Origin of the sequence: Myroides sp. DW712 (assembly GCF_046557355.1) — a bacterium.
Lineage (GTDB): Bacteria > Bacteroidota > Bacteroidia > Flavobacteriales > Flavobacteriaceae > Flavobacterium.
Genome location: NZ_JBKFDO010000016.1, coordinates 57,024 through 76,343, shown reverse-complemented (window position 1 = coordinate 76,343; position 19,320 = coordinate 57,024). Strand labels below are relative to the sequence as shown.

Annotated in this window: 13 protein-coding genes; 8 read left to right on the top strand and 5 right to left on the bottom strand. The window is 37.5% G+C overall.

Features of this window, described 5'->3' with window-relative positions; translation table 11 throughout:
- From ACLJX0_RS12550 to ACLJX0_RS12540, 3 genes are all read right to left on the bottom strand, one after another.
- The coding region (locus tag ACLJX0_RS12550; RefSeq protein WP_410880882.1) for a DUF6443 domain-containing protein at window positions 1–2,867 on the bottom strand (2,867 nt) is incomplete at its 3' end.
- Between the two features lie 7 nt (window positions 2,868–2,874).
- Window positions 2,875–6,120 carry a hypothetical protein gene (locus ACLJX0_RS12545; protein WP_410880880.1) on the bottom strand — a complete coding sequence of 1,082 codons (3,246 nt, stop codon included), beginning with the start codon at window positions 6,118–6,120 and terminating at the stop codon, window positions 2,875–2,877.
- A 2-nt stretch (window positions 6,121–6,122) separates the two neighbouring features.
- Window positions 6,123–7,673 (bottom strand): T9SS type A sorting domain-containing protein, encoded by a 1,551-nt coding sequence (locus ACLJX0_RS12540; protein ID WP_410880878.1) that lies wholly within the window; start codon window positions 7,671–7,673, stop codon window positions 6,123–6,125.
- Between the two features lie 425 nt (window positions 7,674–8,098).
- Here ACLJX0_RS12540 and ACLJX0_RS12535 point away from each other — a divergent pair, with 425 nt between their 5' ends.
- The 3 genes from ACLJX0_RS12535 to ACLJX0_RS12525 all read left to right on the top strand — a co-directional run bounded on the left by ACLJX0_RS12535 (window position 8,099) and on the right by ACLJX0_RS12525 (window position 10,926).
- Window positions 8,099–9,274 (top strand): SH3 domain-containing protein, encoded by a 1,176-nt coding sequence (locus ACLJX0_RS12535; RefSeq protein WP_410880877.1) that lies wholly within the window; start codon window positions 8,099–8,101, stop codon window positions 9,272–9,274.
- 58 nt (window positions 9,275–9,332) lie between these two features.
- Entirely contained in the window at window positions 9,333–10,151 is an 819-nt protein-coding gene (gene panB / locus ACLJX0_RS12530; protein WP_410880875.1) for a 3-methyl-2-oxobutanoate hydroxymethyltransferase, read from the top strand.
- A 76-nt stretch (window positions 10,152–10,227) separates the two neighbouring features.
- The gene (locus tag ACLJX0_RS12525) at window positions 10,228–10,926 is read left to right on the top strand and encodes an RluA family pseudouridine synthase (RefSeq protein WP_410880873.1); all 699 of its coding nucleotides are present in this window, start codon (window positions 10,228–10,230) and stop codon (window positions 10,924–10,926) included.
- Window positions 10,927–11,608: 682 nt separating this feature from the next.
- Here ACLJX0_RS12525 and ACLJX0_RS12520 read toward each other — a convergent pair.
- Window positions 11,609–11,914 (bottom strand): DUF6804 family protein, encoded by a 306-nt coding sequence (locus ACLJX0_RS12520; protein WP_410880872.1) that lies wholly within the window; start codon window positions 11,912–11,914, stop codon window positions 11,609–11,611.
- A 242-nt stretch (window positions 11,915–12,156) separates the two neighbouring features.
- On the opposite strand from ACLJX0_RS12520, the gene gcvT reads away from it, so the two are divergent.
- The 4 genes from gcvT (at window position 12,157) to ACLJX0_RS12500 (ending at window position 16,192) form a co-directional block, all read left to right on the top strand.
- Window positions 12,157–13,239 (top strand): glycine cleavage system aminomethyltransferase GcvT, encoded by a 1,083-nt coding sequence (gene gcvT, locus ACLJX0_RS12515; RefSeq protein WP_410880871.1) that lies wholly within the window; start codon window positions 12,157–12,159, stop codon window positions 13,237–13,239.
- A gap of 98 nt (window positions 13,240–13,337) precedes the next feature.
- Window positions 13,338–14,048 (top strand): YebC/PmpR family DNA-binding transcriptional regulator, encoded by a 711-nt coding sequence (locus ACLJX0_RS12510; protein ID WP_410880869.1) that lies wholly within the window; start codon window positions 13,338–13,340, stop codon window positions 14,046–14,048.
- A 483-nt stretch (window positions 14,049–14,531) separates the two neighbouring features.
- Entirely contained in the window at window positions 14,532–15,389 is an 858-nt protein-coding gene (locus ACLJX0_RS12505; RefSeq protein ID WP_410880867.1) for a neutral zinc metallopeptidase, read from the top strand.
- Window positions 15,390–15,409: 20 nt separating this feature from the next.
- Complete coding sequence (locus tag ACLJX0_RS12500; protein ID WP_410880866.1) at window positions 15,410–16,192, top strand: hypothetical protein; 783 nt, start codon at window positions 15,410–15,412, stop codon at window positions 16,190–16,192.
- 83 nt (window positions 16,193–16,275) lie between these two features.
- Here ACLJX0_RS12500 and ACLJX0_RS12495 read toward each other — a convergent pair whose 3' ends face one another.
- On the bottom strand, window positions 16,276–17,811 hold the full coding sequence (locus tag ACLJX0_RS12495) for a YifB family Mg chelatase-like AAA ATPase (protein ID WP_410880864.1): 1,536 nt from the start codon (window positions 17,809–17,811) through the stop codon (window positions 16,276–16,278).
- 313 nt (window positions 17,812–18,124) lie between these two features.
- Here ACLJX0_RS12495 and ACLJX0_RS12490 point away from each other — a divergent pair, with 313 nt between their 5' ends.
- Window positions 18,125–19,276: an efflux RND transporter periplasmic adaptor subunit gene (locus tag ACLJX0_RS12490; RefSeq protein ID WP_410880863.1), complete on the top strand. Its 1,152-nt coding sequence runs from the start codon at window positions 18,125–18,127 to the stop codon at window positions 19,274–19,276.
- Window positions 19,277–19,320: the final 44 nt, after the last annotated feature.

Here is a 19,320-nt window from a genome sequence, read left to right as displayed (position 1 = left end):
GGATAATAATTCGTTTCTTCAATGATCTCGCCAACGTCGATCTTGTCGTTTCTATTTGCATCCGAATAGCTTAAACGGACATTACCGAGGTGGTCACGGTATTGGTATACATAGTTTTGTGTTTCTGCATTGAAATACCCCTCTGCGGTAGGAAAGAATAGTAATTTCCCCATAAAATACTGGAAACCATCAAAATAATTCACAGTAAAACCACCACCTCCTTGGGTTACTACTTTATTTATTTTCTCACCTGTCGCTGTATAAAGATAAGTGATTTTCCCTCGATCAGATAGAATTTCCACAGGTAAATTCAAGTGGTTGTACTTGATTCCCGTAATTCCTTTGTTTCGGTCTACTTTCAGATTACCAAAACTATCGTAATCGTAATGTTTAGCGGCAGTACTTCCCTGTTTGAAGCCATCGGTATTGTTGGAGCTATCCACCACCTTTTGAAGCTGATTGCCTTCGTAACTGTAGGCTAACTGATCTAAATCCAAAGCAATAGCGGTATTCACACTACGTCCTTTGCGGCTTAAGCTCCTAATATTCCCGTTGGCATCGTAGCTCATTTTTTCATCATACAGTCCAATGATGGGCATAATACCCGCAGGTTCTTGATAGGTTCCAGCTTTTAAACGGTTAATCCGATCATAGGCATAACTATAGCGGCGCAATACATTGTCCTGAGTTGTTTTCCACGTTTGCTCAGCAATGTTTCCGTTGTACAACTTCTTCACCTCACTTATGCCTTCACTATCCAAAGTATTGTAATTCAACTTCATGGCAAAAAGCGATTGCTTGCCAAAATCGCCCGCATCTAAATTACTCGTGCTATTTACCTGGGTCAACCAACCTCGAATATTGTAGGTATAATTAATTTCTTGTAAAAAAGACTGCCGTATTGGGTTGTCTAAAAAAACAGGAATAGCATTTTGTACGGCTTCTCTTGGTTGAATAATCGGTTGGGGTCTTTCTCTTCCTCCTATTCGTTTCTGTTTGATACGACCTAATTCATCGTATTTATTTTCAAAAAGAACCACAGGATCAGCATTTCCTACTTTATGAGTTTGATACATTAAACGTTCAGCTTTATCATACGTAAATGTTTCCATAATCTCTATTGGTTGACTCCCACCATTAAATTGATGCTTCGTAACAGTTTTTATTGGAAATCCTCTAAAATTATACTTCGAATCAACTCGAGTCGAACCTCTGGAAATAGTAACATAATCACGGTGATTTCTAAGTATCCGCTCTTTATCATCATAAAGTTTATATTCAACGATATGATCTGATAATGCAATAGAGCTAGGATGAAGAATTTTGGTCCAGGTTCCTGTTGCTAGTCCCTTTACTTGTAAAATAACTGGTTGTCCTTCTACCTGTTCTGGAATTTCAGTATTGTTCATAAACTCATAATCATCATAATAATTAAGTTTCAAAATTCTCAGTTCAGTCTTTGGCATTGTATTATTCGTATAAGGCACCATTACCCTATCAATAGTTCTAGGCACTGTTCTTTTTTCGTAGACATCTGTAGATAAATCAACTAAATTTTGAAACGTAGTTCTTCCTGCTGCTGTACTCGGGGTTCCTACATAGAATCCAGTATAAACCACACGGCCAAAAGCGTCGTATTTGCTAAACATCCAACCTTTGGTTTCATCTCCAAAAGGGCTATACACTGGTCCTTGTGCCAATAAGCGATCTGCTTTGTCATATACCATAAACTCCCATTCTTTCCCTGGTAGTTTTTTAGCCACTAAGCGATTTTTATGGTCGTATTGATACTGGTAACACAGTTGATCTAAGGTTGTCGCATCTGTTTGTCCTTTCGCTAAAGGAGGTAGTACATAAGTAAGATTATTGTATTGATCATACACATAATACGTATAGAGTGACTGTCCAAAATAGGGATTCAAAACACCTGGATCAATTGGTTTAACAGGTGGGGTAAGGGAGTTCACTCCCTCAGATACCTGATCCGTCAAGTTACTCCCAATGTCTTCGGCATTATCGATGATTTCACTCACACTTTTTCCTGCTAATTCATTCGAAATACCACCTGATAAAGAAATACCTGATCCGTTAGGATCCACAACAGCTAATTCATAATCTAACAATTGAACTGTAGCCAAGACTTTGTCCTCTTGATCAGTAAAACGTTCTGAAAAGTTTCCATCCTCATCTTTGGTTGATGTCACATACAACGTATTTGCTGCGAAATACCCTTCGTCCACAAGACGAATAGCATAGGCTTTCAAGCTTGCATTCCACGTGGCTATCGCTTTGAACTTCTTTACTTGATTTGCTTTATTAAAACCATAAGTATGTTTGACCGTATGACTTGGATTGGCTGCCATTTTCCAATCCTCTCCAGGTGAGGCTTGTTGCAACACCCGTTTTAACGATGATTTTTCAAGTTCCGTTTCGCTATACGGATTGGCTGTACGTTCGTATTTGGCTGTATTATAAAAAGTTAAGGTTTGGTCTTTTGCGTTGGGGATATAAGCCAGACGATCTAATCCACCAACAGTCAGTTGCCCCTCTCCTACATCGGGGTTATACCCTGGAACAAAAGGCAGATAGTCTTTGGTTTGTCCGACATTCAACTCATATTCGATGTGTTTAACTACATTGCGATTGCCTAGACCAATACCTACAGCAATTTCTTGTTTGGGACGACCTAATCCATCATAATACACTATAGTTTCTAATTTTGTACTATTTATAAGTGACGTGTGGGAACTGTTGCTTGCGTACTGGGGCTGAGTGGTCTTGATGTAATTTTCTGTCCGCGTTTGTGCTTCCATTGAACTACAAGTCAAGCCAAACACAAACAAGATATAAGGTGTAATTTTTTTCATTGCAATTCTATTGGTTATTTTTATAATTGTATTCGTATTCTTCAATGATATTTCCCTTATTGTCTTTTATCGCTTTTAAACGGTTAAAAGAATCATATTCATAAGACATACTGGTTCCTTTGGAATCTGTTACTTTCGTAATTCCTACTAAAGGTTTATGCTCATAGGTGGTAATCAAAGCCTCTTTTAAAGTAGTATTCGTTCTCAAATTATTGAGTTGGGTTAATTTTGTTTCATTAATCGTAACTAAATTGGCGATGCTAACCCCTAGTGCACTGGCTACTTGTTCTTTGGTTGCATTTTCAATGCGAGCAATAAGCAACGTTTGTCCATACCCATAGAGATAAACAGTTTTACTTCCACTTTTATCTTCTATTTCTTGTACATTAAAGTGAGCGTCATAGTAAGTAACAACTAAATTACTAGGGAAGAAACTTTGTTCTGCTTTACTCACTACCTGCATAGTAAATAAAGGTTTATTGTTCCACAACTTATAGATATTACGCGTACTACCTTGCCAAGTATTGTCTTTGTATATACCTGTTTGAATTAATTGGCCAGGACTGTGGACCTTTTGTTTTTTAAGTTTACTAATCCCTTGATAAACATCAGCAGAAAGTGAGTCTCCCGGCAAACTCACTTGAGAAACTACATCGTCTGGATAAAAATAACGTTCTACTATAGTAGCAGTAGGCGTTTCTATTGTTGTCTGTGTTTTCTGATTATGATATGGGCTAGTATAAGCAAAGGTTTGCTTCTCTTCTATGGATTTTGTTCCTTCATACTTAGTTGAAGTCACTGATTTTAAATAGTTTCTAAATGAATTTATTTCGTATTTTGTATATCCAATATGCTTAATATTTAAAGGATTGATATTTGTTCCATCATTTTCATAGCCTGTTGTAGACATATATTTAATACGGGAAGACAATCCTCTAACATGCAATCGCTTAGATTGATCTTCTTCATACGTATAAACTTCACTGAGTACCTTTTCTTTCTTCTCATTAAAAACATGTTTCTCAGATAAAAGACCATGATGCCAATCAGACCGAGTCCATTTTGGAGGCCCAGAAAAACCATTTGTTATACAGCGAAATCCCATCGTACCATGGTCCAAGTGGTATTTATACTGCGTCATTGAACTAGAAGAATCACCATATTGTATTTGTTCTACAACACTACCGTAAGCTACTCTTCCATCTCCAATAGGATCATTCAACGATAAAAGGCTATTTGAAAAAACAGTGGTTGATGGATTATAAATGGGAAAAGAAAACATACCTCCAGCATTACACATCGTTTGTTCCTCACCTTCTACAACATATACATATGTATTAAAATAATTACTTCCCGAGGACCTTCCTGTATCTAAATCCGTATAACTATATCTCTTTATAAGTGCTAATTCATTATCAGCGGCATATGACTGTATACTACTTACACTGACACCATTCAGTGCTAGCTCTTTTTCAACAATGGTATCATTAGATGTTTTATATTTTATCCCTATTACTCCTACTCTGTCTCTCTTAAAACCAGTATAAACCCCCTCTAACTTATACTTGGTAAATGGATCTACTTGAAGTCTAGTCACCACTAATTGATGTACTTTTTCTGTTGTCAAACGAGAATACGCCCGTACATATCTACCTGACCCTTTAGGGCTTTCTTTCATTAGATTAAAATAATACCCCTCCTGATCAATAGGATATTCTGTACCTCCTGGATTATAATTCGGATCATAAAAACCCAAACTCAACTCTGCTTCTAAACTATACTCATCCAAAGTTTTAAAATATACTGGTTCAGGTCGACTACCATACATTAAACTCATTGAAGCTATTCCATACTTCGCAGGTATACGTTCACTAGTCACTATAGTATTAGGTCGATAAGAAAACATCGTATATCCCTTCGTTGGGAAAATTATTTTTTTTAATAATCCTGCAACAATAGCATATGTATCTGTATACTTGTTTCCTACACTAACCTGAGGATGCTTTTCATACCCTAAATTACGTTCATGAATTAACATCCAATTGCTAATAGGATCTGGAAAATCACCACGATCCCTACTGTTATATCCCCAAGCATCTTTAGAGCCAAATCTTTCATTAAGTCCTTCTGGATTGTAATATTCGAATTCATACTGGTGATCAGGAGCTAGGAATTGCACTTTATTTAAAAATGTTCTTCTATTTCTTGTGGAAACATAGTCTAACTTGATATGTTCCACTGTTTGCATGGCTTGATTTTGAACTACAACAGCTGAAATTAATTTAGGTTCTCCTTTTACGTGATCAATATGAGGTCGACTATACTCTTGTTTAAACAAAACTTCTCCATAATGGGAATTATTACTATAAATACGAGACAAAACAGCAGTTTTCATATTAGTATATACTGTATTCATTGCATACTCCCATTTTTCCTTTGGTGCTCCACTATTACTACTGCAAGTATTTTCAATTTTAATCTTTTTAATTGAATGGCTTGCTTGTTGGAGATAAGAAAAATGATCATCTGTATATTCAAAATAAACAACTGCTCCTTTAGGTGAAGTGATTGACTTTAAATACCAAGCCGTAACAGCACTATCGTATGAATGATCATATTCTGTAGTCGTCACTTCTCGTTGATCAAAAACATAGGTTATTCCCCCCTCATCACGGACTGTAAAATAGTAGTTTTGATTGGCTCCTTTGAGCATCTTAATTTCTAAATCTTCTTGTTTCAACAACAACACCTGTTTATTGTCATCTAGGGTAAATTGTCCACTTCGTCCTAAAAAGTTAAATAGAAACAAATCAGGCTCTGTATCTAATAAACCAGTCCGTGAATTATGGTAAACATAGTTCACCATTTCCTGATCGTTACAGTGTGCATCGGGTGGCAACTTATTGGATCTCCTTTCATCGGCTTTGCCATTTACCACTCGGGTTATGACTCCACCTGCATTGAGTACCCAACCAATACCCACATTATTCTCTGCCTGATCTACTTTTATTCCATTGGAGGAGTAGCTCAACGTTATAGGCACCGCTAAATCCTTCACCTTGTAGTTATACAACTCAATCTGTTCTTGAACCGTACCAGTAAACATACCGATACTGTGTTGTCCATAGCTTCCCAACGAGTAAGAGGTGGAAGAAGGCAAGATCAAATTCAACTCATTTTTAATTTCTTCTTGCCCATAAGAGAAATATATCCCCCCTAAAATAAATGCTACTAAAAAATATATCTTTTTCATCTTTATCTTCTTACCACGTTAATACTTCCACTTTCGGTATCCGTTTTCACCCAAATAATATAGGTCCCTCGAGAAAGCGCTGTTAAGTCGACAGGTTCCGTTTGATACTCAATTGCTCTGCTTTGCAATAGGCGTCCACTTAAATCATAAACTTCCATTTTTCCAGTGGTATAGGCAAAATTCATCACGATATTCGAAAAACCAGTCGTTGGATTGGGAAAGGCCTCCAATGTAATACGCGTAGACTCTTCTTTTTCTTTCTCCTCTGGTTCTACTTTGACAATCCAAAAGTCATTCCCGCCTTTTTGTGTAGCCTTCACCTTACTCTTTTCTCCATTAGATGTCCCAGCAAAAACATAGCCTCCATCACGGGTTTGAATGACTTTAGTCAACACATCATTGCCTTTACTGCTAATCGATTTTTCCCAAGATACTTCTTGATCATCCTTTATTCGAGTGCCTAGATAGTCAAAAGCAGCATCCTTTTCTTCCTCATCCAAGCTACTTCCCCCAAAAAAGAAGTGTCCTTTAGCATCGACAAACCCATTGGTTAAGATATTGTAATCGCCGTGACTATAAGTAAACGCATCGGTTTCTCTTCCTTGATCATCTACTTGCACTACCCAATAATCCAACTTGCTTTCTTGTTTAGCTGTTTTACTGCCTGAAACATCTGAATTCGACATACCAAACAACGTATAACCGCCGTCTTTTACTTGTTGGATTTCTTTTAATTCCTCCTGTTCTTGACCGCCATAGCTGCGTTGCCATTGTTCCTTACCTGAGGTATCTAATTTGATTAACCAATAATCCATTCCTCCATAGGATTCAGCTGTTTTAGTACCACTGCGAGGCGAATTGGATTTGGCACCGATAAGCAAACCTCGATCTGTTGTTTCAATAATATCCACACCCAAATCGTTATATGCCCCACCATAGCTCTTTTGCCAAAGTAGGGTTCCTTGGTTATTTAAACGCAAAATCCAGAGATCCATTCCGCCATAATATGGCACTGCCTTATCTCCTGACACAATGGAATTACTATTGGCGAGTACGGCATAATCTCCTCCTTTTAAAACAATCAGTTTAACGATTTCTTCTGTTCCTATTCCACCATAATTTCGTTGCCATTCGATGGTCTTGGCTGCATTGAGCTTCACCAACCACAAATCTTCCTTGCCTTTGTTCTCTTGTGTTTTATCTCCTGATTTTCCAGAAGTGGACGTGATCCCCAACAAGAATCCACCATCACGCGTATGGCAAATACTGTGCAGGTAATCATTACCATCGCCACCCAAGCGGTATTGCCATTCTTGGGTACCGTCCTCCTTCATCTTCCACAACCAGGCATCAATATTCCCTCGACGGGCCGCCTGAAGATCACCACCTTTATCAGAAAGGGAACTCCCAGCCAACAAAAAACCATAATCGGCTGTAGGCAACACATCAAATAAATACTCTGCATGCGTACTGCCCAACGTCTGTTCCCAGACAACTTTTTGACTAAACCCTAACGTGGTTATCATCACAAATAGTAGTACTTGTATTCTCATAGACAAACTATATTTTATTCTTATCATCTCTTTTTAGTATGCTATACCTTTCTCTTAGGTAGTCAATATTTTATTGATTACAAAAGTATTCTTTTAAAATAATATTTTGTTAAAATATCCATATTTAACATATAAAATAAAAAAGTAAAAGTAAAAAAAATAATATATGGCAAAAACAGAAGTTAATAAATAAAAAAATCGCATTATTTAAACATCATACTATAAAAGTAAATTGTAAAAAAGAAACGAATAAATAAGACGTTCCATTTCATCGACAAACTATTGGAGCTTCACAAAAAAAAATCAACATCAAACCTCCCCAGAACTAGTGAAATTTGCCCCCCTTTTCACTTTTCTCTTTACGGCTTTGTTTTTTTCATCAATTTTGCATCCTCAATTAACACTATTGAATAACAGAACACCGTATGAAAACACTCGTTCAAGCCTTATTACTATGCTGTTCCTTTCCGGTTCTAGCACAATCCCCTACCTTATATACGTCTAAACCCACAGAAGCCTACAAGGACAAAGCGGCGACACAAAAAGCGGGAATTTTCATTTCCAACGCCCATCTTTCCTACTATGAGAAACTCAACAAACGCTTGGTGCAAATCGACCGTGACTACGAGAGCCCGCTGTATATTGTAGATACCCAAAACCTAAAAGAATACTATACAGAAGATTCGCCCGAAGCGCCTGCGCCTATCATCGAATTGGATGAATATTATGGATCTCCTCACCTCTTTACTACCGTAGCGGGATTAAAAGTGCGTGAATATCCAAGCAGTACGGCTAGTGTATTGGGAACCGTTTTAATCGGTACAGCAGTGCCTATTGAATTTTATCCCTACGACAAAAATGCCTATGTGCCCATTCCCTACCTAGAAGGTTACGGGTATATTTCCGCACAATATTTGGGAGAACGCCCCGTAATGAATGAGTTAATCCAAGCCTACAAAGCCACAACAGACGTTAGTGAACAACGCAAATACGCGGAGCGCATCCTTGAATTGGGTTGGAATAGCGAAGATGCAGTAACCCAAAAAGCCATTCAATTCTATATTGACTTTGCAACCAAACAGGATGAAAACGAAAAAGTAGAACTTTTAAAAATGCAATTAGAGGTATTCAAAGCCATGCCAAAAGTGGGCGATTCATCTAAAGTGAATAAACTGATTAAAAAGAAACAGTTTGGTTTTGCCTTAAACGGAAAAATTGAACCTAAAGATGGTTTTGATTTGGATTGGATTCACACCTATTTGGGGTATCCGATTGATGAATCTGCTAATTTGGAAGATTGCGCCCTGGGTGATTACGAGGGAAATTCATTTTTTAATTCAGCCGAATTCATTACGCACGATTTGGATCACACCTACAAGCTAAGAAAAATGGACATGCTCAACCAGAATGGTTTTATCATTGATAACCACCTCCTAGAGCAGTACACAACCGAAACGATGTTTTTAAAATTAGCGAAAGGATTAATCACAACCATTGATCCTTTAACTCATACGTATTACATTGCAGTTGATGATGTTCTCTATGGTTTTGAGTTCAGAAATAATGAATTATTGCGAATAGAATTGATTTATTACTGCTAATTTTTTTATTTCAAGTCTTTTTACTCTACTTTTACAAGGAATTACAAAATAAACAACAATGTCAGTAGCAAAGAAAGATTATAAAAAAGTGACCACGAAATCACTGATTGATATGAAAGCCAATGGTGAAAAAATATCAATGCTTACTTGTTATGATTACTCGATGGCCAAAGTTTTAGAAGCGGGTGGAATTGATGTCATGTTAGTGGGTGATTCTGCGAGTAATGTTATGGCAGGACACGAAACGACTTTACCTATTACACTAGATCAAATGATCTACCATGCACAATCGGTAGTACGAGGTGCGGATCGCGCTTTAATCGTTGTGGATTTACCTTTTGGTTCGTACCAATCAGATCCAAAAGAAGCCTTGCGCTCTGCGATCCGCATCATGAAAGAAAGTGGTGCTCATGCGGTGAAAATGGAAGGTGGAATTGAAATCAAAGAAGGAATTAAACGCATTTTAGAAGCGGGTATTCCAGTAATGGGACATTTGGGCTTAACGCCTCAATCCATTTACAAATTCGGAACGTATACAGTACGTGCCAAAGAGGACGAAGAAGCAGAACAATTGCTGAAAGACGCTAAAATGTTAGAAGAAATTGGGTGTTTCGCTGTTGTATTAGAAAAGATTCCAGCTTCCTTAGCAAAAAAAGTAGCGGAGAGTATTTCAATTCCCGTAATTGGTATTGGAGCAGGAAATGGCGTAGATGGACAAGTATTAGTTATCCATGATATGATTGGATTAACACATGAGTTCAACCCTAAATTTCTACGTCGTTATTTAAACATTTTCGACCAAATGAAAGAAGCCGTAGCTCAATATGTTGACGATGTGAAAGCCGTTGATTTTCCAAACGAAAACGAACAATACTAAATTATTTTTTACAAAAAATACATTCAAAAATATCCTTTTAGTTTTAAAAGGATATTTTTGTTTTAAAATTTATCGTATGAAAGTTGTTTCTACTCCTGATAATTTACAAATCTTACACGAAGACAATCACATCATCGTGATTAATAAACGCGTAGGCGATTTGGTACAAGGAGATCAAACGGGAGATATGCCCTTAAGTGAAATCATCAAGTTATATCTAAAGAAAAAGTATAACAAACCAGGAGAGGCCTATTTAGGTGTGGTACACCGTTTGGATCGCCCTACTTCGGGTCTGGTTGTTTTTGCTAAGACATCCAAAGCCTTGACCCGTTTAAACGAATCCTTTAAAAACAGAGATACCAAGAAAACGTACTGGGCAGTGGTGAAAGACGCTCCTCCTAAAGTAGAAGATACCTTGGAGCATTACTTGGTTAGAAACCCAAAAAACAATACGTCCAAAGCCCACAACAAAGAGGTACCTAATAGCAAAAAAGCCAAACTAACCTATCGACTGTTTCACCAACTGAAACACTATTCTGCGCTGGAAATTGATTTATACACGGGACGTCACCACCAAATTCGCTGTCAATTAGCTGAGGTAGGTTGCCCAATCAAAGGAGATTTAAAGTATGGAGCTGATCGCAGTAATCCCGATGGTGGAATCCACCTACACGCCCGTTCCCTTACATTTACACATCCAGTAACCAAAGAAGTGTTGACAATTGTTGCTCCTACCCCAGATGAGGTGATTTGGAATGTAATTGTGAATGGTTAGTGGTGATTTGATTTTTTGTTTTTTTGGTGAGGGTTTAGTGAGATTTGGTGGGGTTTGGTGAGGGTTTGGTGAGGTTTGGTGAGGGTTTGGTGAGGGTTTAGTGAGGTTTGGTGAGGGTTTGGTGAGATTTGGTGGGGGTTGGTGGGGTTTAGTGATATTTGGTGAGGGTTGGTGAGATTTGGTGAGATTTGGTGGGGGTTGGTGGGGTTTAGTGATATTTGGTGAGGGTTGGTGAGATTTGGTGAGGGTTGCTAAAGAATGTTAATCAAACAAAAGCCGAAAGCCATTTCCAAAAAAAAAGGATCGCCCTACAGCAACCCTTTTCAATTTCTTTCGTATTCGCTTATCTTTTAAACCAAGTCCCCACAAAGTAAGATGAAGCATTGAATACTAATTTTAACAACTAATAAAAAATACAGTAATACATTTATTTACCCTATGCAATATACTAAATAAAAATAATATTTAAACATTTTAATATAAAAATTATCAAAATATTTAAATATTAATAAAACAACCCACATAAAACTTCTTCCCTAACAAATTCCACAGACTTTTTTAAAACAGTATTTTCGCCTCTAATTCCTTTATTTACGGGGAATAGGAGTATAAAAAAAGTCTATCCAAGAGGTTTGGATAGACTTAAAAATTTTATAAATATGTCTTGTATATTAACTTTTCATTAAATAGCTTTGTGAAGCTTACTTTTAGAAGTAAATAAAGTAACACCAAGGAAAGCTATAATTGCTCCGTGAATTACCATCCAAACGGTTGCTCCAAGTGGAATCGGTATGAAAGGTTGAAACAAAATAATTAAAGCAATATAAAGTCCAGTTCCTTTAATATTTGCTTCCACGTGTGAATTGTAAGCTAGGATACCGAATAAAGCAATCAAGATGAATTGTGTCAATTCATAAAAATCTTTTGGCAAGCTTAGCATTCCTGCTAACAACAATAAAATTGCGCCTATTTTTAATCCTTTTTCCATAGTTTTTCTTTCTTTTAAATATACTGCAAAGATACAACCTAAATAGCTGAAAACCAAGCTCCAAAAAACTTTTCTTTAATTAAAAGAAAATACGCAGATTGTCCACATACTATTAAATTTTATCCTGTCTATTGTATACATATCTCAAAATCAATCTGGTTTTATTGCATATAAATTCTCCTTTTAAATCCAATAAAATTAGTTTACTTTAGCGCTATTATTAAAAATTGATATACAACACGATGAAACAAGTAACTTTAAATCACATTCACGAAGGTTTAGGAGCTAAAATGGTTCCATTTGCAGGATTCTCAATGCCTGTTCAATACGAAGGGGTAAATGCAGAACATGAGACCGTGAGAAACGGTGTAGGTGTATTTGATGTATCTCACATGGGAATTTTCAAATTATCTGGACCAAATGCCTTACCATTAATTCAAAAAGTTACTTCTAATGATGCTTCTACTTTAGTAGATGGAAAAGCACAATACTGCTATTTCCCGAATGAAAAAGGAGGAGTAATCGACGATATCATCACCTATAAAGTAAAGGAAAATGAATACCTTATGGTGGTAAATGCTTCCAATATTGATAAAGACTGGGCGTGGATTAATCAACATAACCAAGTGAATGCAACATTAGAAAACTTGTCAGACAGCTACTCAATCTTAGCTATTCAAGGGCCAAAAGCAGTTGAAGCGATGCAAAGTTTAACTGACGTAAACTTAAGCGATCTAAAGTTTTACAATTTTACTATTGATACCTTCGCTGGAGCAAAAGACGTTGTAATTTCTGCCACAGGATATACAGGTTCTGGAGGATTCGAAATCTACGCGAAAAATGAAGATATCGAAATGATATGGAACAAAGTATTTGAGGCAGGTGCAAACTGGGGGATTAAACCGATTGGATTAGCTGCCCGTGATACACTTCGTTTAGAAATGGGCTACTGTTTATATGGAAACGAACTAAACGATGAGATTTCTCCACTAGAAGCAGGATTAGGATGGGTAACGAAATTTACCAAAGATTTCATCAGCGCTGATCTTTTAAAAGCACAAAAAGAGACGGGATTACAAAACAAATTAGTTGGTTTTGAATTAATTGGAAAAGGAATCCCTAGACACGACTACGAAATCGTTGATGCTTCAGGAGCTATAATTGGAAAAGTAACTTCAGGAACGATGTCACCATCTTTAGGAAAGGGAATCGGAATGGGATATGTTACTTTAGCTCATGCAGCGGAAGGAAGCTCAATTTACATTCGCATTCGAAAAAATGATGTTGAAGCAAAAGTGGTTAAAACACCCTTTTACAAAAAATAATAGAATGAAAAATCGGGGCTTAAAATAAGCCCCTCTTTTTTATGATATATTTTTTTTATCTTTTATTTTTGCAGTATTAAATCAAGTTATAAATTATTATGGGAAGAGCGTTTGAATTTAGAAAAGGACGTAAGCTAAAACGTTGGTCTGCTATGGCAAAAACGTTTACGAGAATTGGTAAGGACATTGTGATGGCTATTAAAGAAGGCGGACCAAACCCAGAAACAAACTCTCGCTTACGTGCAGTTATGCAAAACGCTAAAGCGGCAAATATGCCGAAAGAAAACGTTGAGCGTGCTATAAAACGTGCTACAGATAAGGACACGGAAAACTATAAAGAAGTTATGTTTGAAGGGTACGGCCCACACGGAATTGCTTTTTTAATTGAATGTGCTACAGATAACAATAATCGTACAGTTGCCAATATTAGAAGCTACTTCAATAAGTGTAACGGTACTTTAGGAACATCAGGATCTGTAGAGTTCATGTTTGATCATACGTGTAACTTTAGAATCCCCGCAGATGCCAATAGAGATTTAGAAGAATTTGAATTGGAACTTATTGATTTTGGTATTGATGAAATCTTTGAAGATGAGGATGGTGTAATGATTTATGCTCCTTTTGAAAGTTTTGGCGCCATCCAAAAAGAATTAGAAGGTAGAAATATTGAAATTTTATCCTCTGGATTCGATCGCATTCCACAAGTAACCAAAGAGCTATCAGAAGCTGAACAAGCAGACGTAGACAAACTACTAGAAAAAATTGAAGAAGATGACGACGTTCAAAACGTCTTCACTACAATGGCATAAAAAAAAGCTTCCCTTTTCGGGAAGCTTTTTTTTTGGAAATGGGAGAAGGGAAATGCGTGATGCGTGAAGGGTGACCTCTCAAAACGTAGCGTAGCGTAGGTTCATCAAATACTAAAACAAAATATAAACTAGGTGAGATAAATCCTCACTTTTTTGCTCTTTGCTCTTTGCTCTTTGTTCTTTGTTTGACTCATCTAGCAATCCTCACCCAATCCTCACCAATCCTCACCAATCCTCACCAATCCTCACCTAATCCTCACCCAATCCTCACCTAATCCTCACCTAATCCTCACCTAATCCTCACCTAATCCTCACCTAATCCTCACCTAATCCTCACCTAATCCTCACCTAATCCTCACCTAATCCTCACCTAATCCTCACCTAATCCTCACCTAATCCTCACCTAATCTCACCCAACCTCACCCAATCTCACCCAATCTCATCTTATTTTTTCATACATTTACGAAAAAATAAAGCAAACATATGAAATGGGAAAACCGCAGAGAAAGTAAAAATGTCCAGGACAATCGAGGAAAGTCAATGGTTGGCAAAACTGCTTTAGGTGGGGGATTAATTGGAATCATTGCTATGCTATTGGTTATATTTGGCGGAGAAACGGGTCAACAGATTGCCCCTGTCTTAGAGCAACTCAATCAAGGAGGACAACCAACAGAACAAGTCGAAACGAGAACCCTTTCCGCTGAAGAAGTAGAAATGGGCAAAATGGTCTCGGTTATGTTTGCGGATACGGAAGATGTGTGGCATAGTATTTTTGATCAAATGGGACAAATTTACCAAGAACCAACCTTAGTACTCTTTGATGACCAAGTGCAAACCAAATGTGGAAATGCCCAAGCTAACGTTGGCCCATTCTACTGTCCTGCGGATCAAACGGTATACATGGACTTGCGATTTTTTGAAGAATTACACCAGCGTTATGGCGCAGAGAAAGGGAACTTTGCTATTGCCTATGTCATTGCCCATGAAGTAGGCCATCACGTCCAAAACTTACTAGGCACAAATGCTAAAGTTTGGGAAAAACAACAAATACTATCCAAAAAAGAAGCCAATAAACTATCCGTTGCCCAAGAATTACAAGCAGACTTTTATGCGGGTGTTTGGGCGAGGCACATCCAAAAATACTTAGAACCTAAAGATATTGATATTGCTTTAAGTGCTGCACAAGCCGTTGGAGACGATGCCATCCAGAAAAGAGTCTCTGGACAGGTTAACCCTGACTCCTTTACCCATGGAAGCTCTAAACAGCGTAAAGAATGGTTCATGAAAGGCTACCAAACAGGAGATATCCAACAGGGAAATACCTTCGATTTTATCAAATAACAATCCACTATAAACTTAGAATGACTAATTTAAAACAAACAATTCAACGCCTTTTACAGGAAGGATATGATATTCAACCTTTTCTCGTGATGAAAGAAGCGGCCTATTACTACAAAAAAACTATTTTACTTGTTGTGGTAAGTCTTATACTCACATTATTCGTAGCCTCTTTCTTTGGTTCTATTGCATTAACTCGAATCATAGCGATTAATGAAACCGCAACTCCTGCAGAAATTCAAGAAAAGTTAATTGAACTAACCAGCAAACTAACCGAACCACCTTTGTTGTATACCTATTTGCTTTTTGCAGTTCTTTTTTCTGCTTTATCTAGTGTACTCATTGCGGGATTTTACAAAATAAACGCAGAAGCAGCTCTAGGTCAAACGCCTCGTTTTACTAGTGTCTTTAAATATTTTTTCAGTCTAAAAGGACTGTATGTGTTTCTTGCGCAAGGAATGATTACCTTGTTCTTTACCGTATTTTCTGTTCTACTAAAAGAATACCAATTAGAAATGGTTTCGGTGATCATCAATTGGTTGATTAACATCTTAACTATATTTACTACACCCTTAATCATCTTTGGGCGTATGTCTCCTTTTACAGCCATCAAAACGAGTATTCGGGTTGTCAACAAACAACCGATCCCTATTATATTAACGATAATCTTGAATTACTTTTTAGTTTTTTCTGGGTTATTTTTCTTCATTATAGGAATCTTAATTACCTTACCGTACCTCTTCTCTATTTATTTTACGTTGTATAAACAGATTATTGGGTACAACTTAGAAGAAGCTAAAGTGTAATTCATTGTTTACAAACATAAAAAAACTCACAAGACTTTCCTGTGAGTTTTTTTATGGCTAAAACGAAGTAGATGCAAGCAAATTTACAACCACCCTTCCCGATCTAAACTGCGATACTGTATGGCTTCTGCGATGTGATGGGATTCGATGTATTCTCGTTGTTCCAAATCGGCAATTGTTCGAGCGACCTTGAGAATTCGGTCATAGGCACGTGCGGATAGGTTCAACCGATCCATGGCGGTCTTGAGCAAGGTTAAGGACGCTGTCTCCAGATTGCAGTATTCCCGCAATAAAGGTGTTGTCATCTGCGCATTGTAGTGAATCCCAGGATACGTTACAAAGCGTTCTATTTGTCGCTTACGCGCTTCTATCACGCGTTTTCGAATGGCTGCACTAGGTTCTGCGAGTTGTTTATCCGCCAACTTTTCAAAAGGCACAGGATTGACTTCAATATGCAAATCAATGCGATCTAAGAGAGGCCCAGATATTTTATTGATGTAGCGTTGCATTTCGCCTTGAGTTGATTGTACCCTAGCTCCTGCCTCGTGAAAATATCCACTTGGACTAGGATTCATACTAGCAACTAACATAAAAGATGACGGGTACGTAATGGTAAACTTGGCTCGTGAAATCGTTACCTCACGATCCTCTAACGGTTGACGCATCACCTCAAGTACTTCCCGTTTAAACTCGGGTAACTCATCTAAGAACAAAACCCCATTGTGTGCCAGTGAAATTTCACCCGGTTGCGGATAACTTCCCCCACCTACCAAAGCTACGGAAGAGGCTGTATGGTGAGGATTTCGAAAAGGACGTACGCGAATCAAGCCTTTGTCTTTTGCCTTGCCTACCACACTGTGTATTTTGGTTGTTTCCAATGATTCTTCTAAGGTCATAGGCGGTAAAATACTAGCCAAACGCTTTGCTAACATCGTCTTACCCGAACCTGGAGGACCAATCAATATGATATTATGCCCACCTGCTGCTGCAATTTCCATGGCTCGTTTAATGCTTTCTTGTCCTTTGACATCTTTAAAATCTCGATCGAGCATCTCCTCTACATTGCAATCTCCATCGTCAAAATTCAACTGATAGGGTTCAAGTGTGATTTTCCCCTCAAAAAAATCAATGACTTCGCTAATATTCTCCAGTCCGTACACTGCTAACCCATCCACTACGGCGGCTTCCTTTTGATTTTCTTTAGGCAATATAATTCCCTTAAACCCTTCTTCTTTTGCTTTAATTGCAATAGGCAAAGCTCCATTGATACTCTGTAATGTGCCATCCAAGGACAATTCGCCCATCATCATATACTGATTTTCCTCTACTTGTGCTTTAAGCTGTTCCGAGGCAATTAGAATTCCCAACGCGATGGGCAAATCATAAGCTGACCCTTCTTTTCGCATATTTGCAGGAGCCAGGTTGATGGTAATTCGCTTTCCTGGTAATCGATATCCGATATTAGCTAACGCTGCTGCAATTCGATAGGAGCTTTCCTTAATTGCATTATCAGCTAACCCTACTAAATAATATCCTACCCCTTGATCCACATTCACCTCTATAGTAATTGTGGTAGCATCTATGCCAAATACAGCACTTCCATATATTTTTGTTAACATATCTTGTGTTTTTTGTTCCTATTCTTTTGATAATTTTATACTTAATCAAATTTTATTCCTAAATTAAGGGAAGTAAAAAAATGTAGAGTTGTGGAACACATCCCCAATTGGCAACGGTTTTCCAGCTTATTCTTTTTTTATTTTTTTATTTTCGAAACGAAATTCATATATTAAAACACTGACAATCAAAAAACTAACATTTAAATATTGATTTATTTGAGTCTTAGAACTCTTTTTGGCACTCTAGTTGGAATACTATAGTCAACGAAGAAATAAATTCATCACCTACAACAAGTAAATGAAACGTATGAAAATGATAACAAATCGAAAAGTGTTTTTTATTGGCTTTGCAGCATTACTTATGATTGGAACGCTAGTAGCCATTAACAGTTGCAACATTGGCAATTCAAAAACATTAGATCCGAGAGAAAATGCTATTGCCTTGCCTATCATCACTATTGATACGACAACGGCTATCACGATCAAGGACTATATCGGAAATATTGAAGGAAAAATTAATGTAGAAATCCGTCCTCAGGTAGAAGGAACTTTAGATCAAATTTTTGTTGATGAGGGGGCCTATGTCCACGAGGGACAAGCATTATTTCAAATTAATCCACAACCTTATCGCGAAATTTTAAACAATATGATTGCCACAGAAAATGTGGAAAAAGCGAAGTTAAAAAATGCCCAATTGGAGATTGACCGTTTAAAACCGTTAATTGACAATGAAGTTATTGCAGAAGTACAATTGGAAACCGCAAAATCAAACTACGAAATAGCAAGAGCCTCTTTGGCAAAAGCCTCTGCTGCTGTAGCTAGTGCACAAATTAACTTAGATTACACCACCATCAAAGCGCCCGTTAGTGGGTATATTGGTCGTATGCCGAAGCGCATTGGAAACTTAGTAAGCAAAGGAGACAAAGAACCTTTAACCGTATTAACCGATGTCAGTGAGGTCTATGTGTACTTTGGTATGAGTGAATCTGATTTTCTTTACTTCACTAAAGATGCTAAAAAATCGGACAGCACTCGTATTACCTCATCGGGGCAAATTTTACCTGAAGTGACTCTTATCCTAGCGGATGGACACGAGTATGGAGAAAAAGGGAAAGTGGATATGGTTAATGGACAAGTTAACCGAAATACAGGATCTATTTCTTTACGTGCTTCTTTCCCGAACTCCCAAGACGTCATGCGTTCTGGGAACACAGGAACGGTAAAACTGCGTGAAACCAAAGCTCATGTGATTCTCATTCCACAAGAAATGACTACGGCGATTCAGGATAAAACCTTTGTGTATTTGGTAGATCAAGACGACAAGGTTAAACTACAATCTATTCAATTAGACGGGGTTTCAGGTACGAATTATATTGTTTCGGAAGGACTTCAAATTGGGGATCGCGTGATTAAAACGGGATTCGATAAATTAACAGAAGGAATGTATGTAAAGGCGATGAATTAATCCTCCTCCCTTCTGTCTATTTTTCACCTCTACTAAATTTAAAA

Excerpts from the sequence above, each read along its gene's own strand:
- ACLJX0_RS12545 (WP_410880880.1), bottom strand. The coding sequence starts at position 6,120 with ATGAAAAAGATATATTTTTTAGTAGCATTTATTTTAGGGGGGATATAT.
- ACLJX0_RS12540 (WP_410880878.1), bottom strand. The coding sequence starts at position 7,673 with ATGAGAATACAAGTACTACTATTTGTGATGATAACCACGTTAGGGTTT.
- ACLJX0_RS12535 (WP_410880877.1), top strand. The coding sequence starts at position 8,099 with ATGAAAACACTCGTTCAAGCCTTATTACTATGCTGTTCCTTTCCGGTT.
- panB (WP_410880875.1), top strand. The coding sequence starts at position 9,333 with ATGTCAGTAGCAAAGAAAGATTATAAAAAAGTGACCACGAAATCACTG.
- ACLJX0_RS12525 (WP_410880873.1), top strand. The coding sequence starts at position 10,228 with ATGAAAGTTGTTTCTACTCCTGATAATTTACAAATCTTACACGAAGAC.
- ACLJX0_RS12520 (WP_410880872.1), bottom strand. The coding sequence starts at position 11,914 with ATGGAAAAAGGATTAAAAATAGGCGCAATTTTATTGTTGTTAGCAGGA.
- gcvT (WP_410880871.1), top strand. The coding sequence starts at position 12,157 with ATGAAACAAGTAACTTTAAATCACATTCACGAAGGTTTAGGAGCTAAA.
- ACLJX0_RS12510 (WP_410880869.1), top strand. The coding sequence starts at position 13,338 with ATGGGAAGAGCGTTTGAATTTAGAAAAGGACGTAAGCTAAAACGTTGG.
- ACLJX0_RS12505 (WP_410880867.1), top strand. The coding sequence starts at position 14,532 with ATGAAATGGGAAAACCGCAGAGAAAGTAAAAATGTCCAGGACAATCGA.
- ACLJX0_RS12500 (WP_410880866.1), top strand. The coding sequence starts at position 15,410 with ATGACTAATTTAAAACAAACAATTCAACGCCTTTTACAGGAAGGATAT.
- ACLJX0_RS12495 (WP_410880864.1), bottom strand. The coding sequence starts at position 17,811 with ATGTTAACAAAAATATATGGAAGTGCTGTATTTGGCATAGATGCTACC.
- ACLJX0_RS12490 (WP_410880863.1), top strand. The coding sequence starts at position 18,125 with ATGATAACAAATCGAAAAGTGTTTTTTATTGGCTTTGCAGCATTACTT.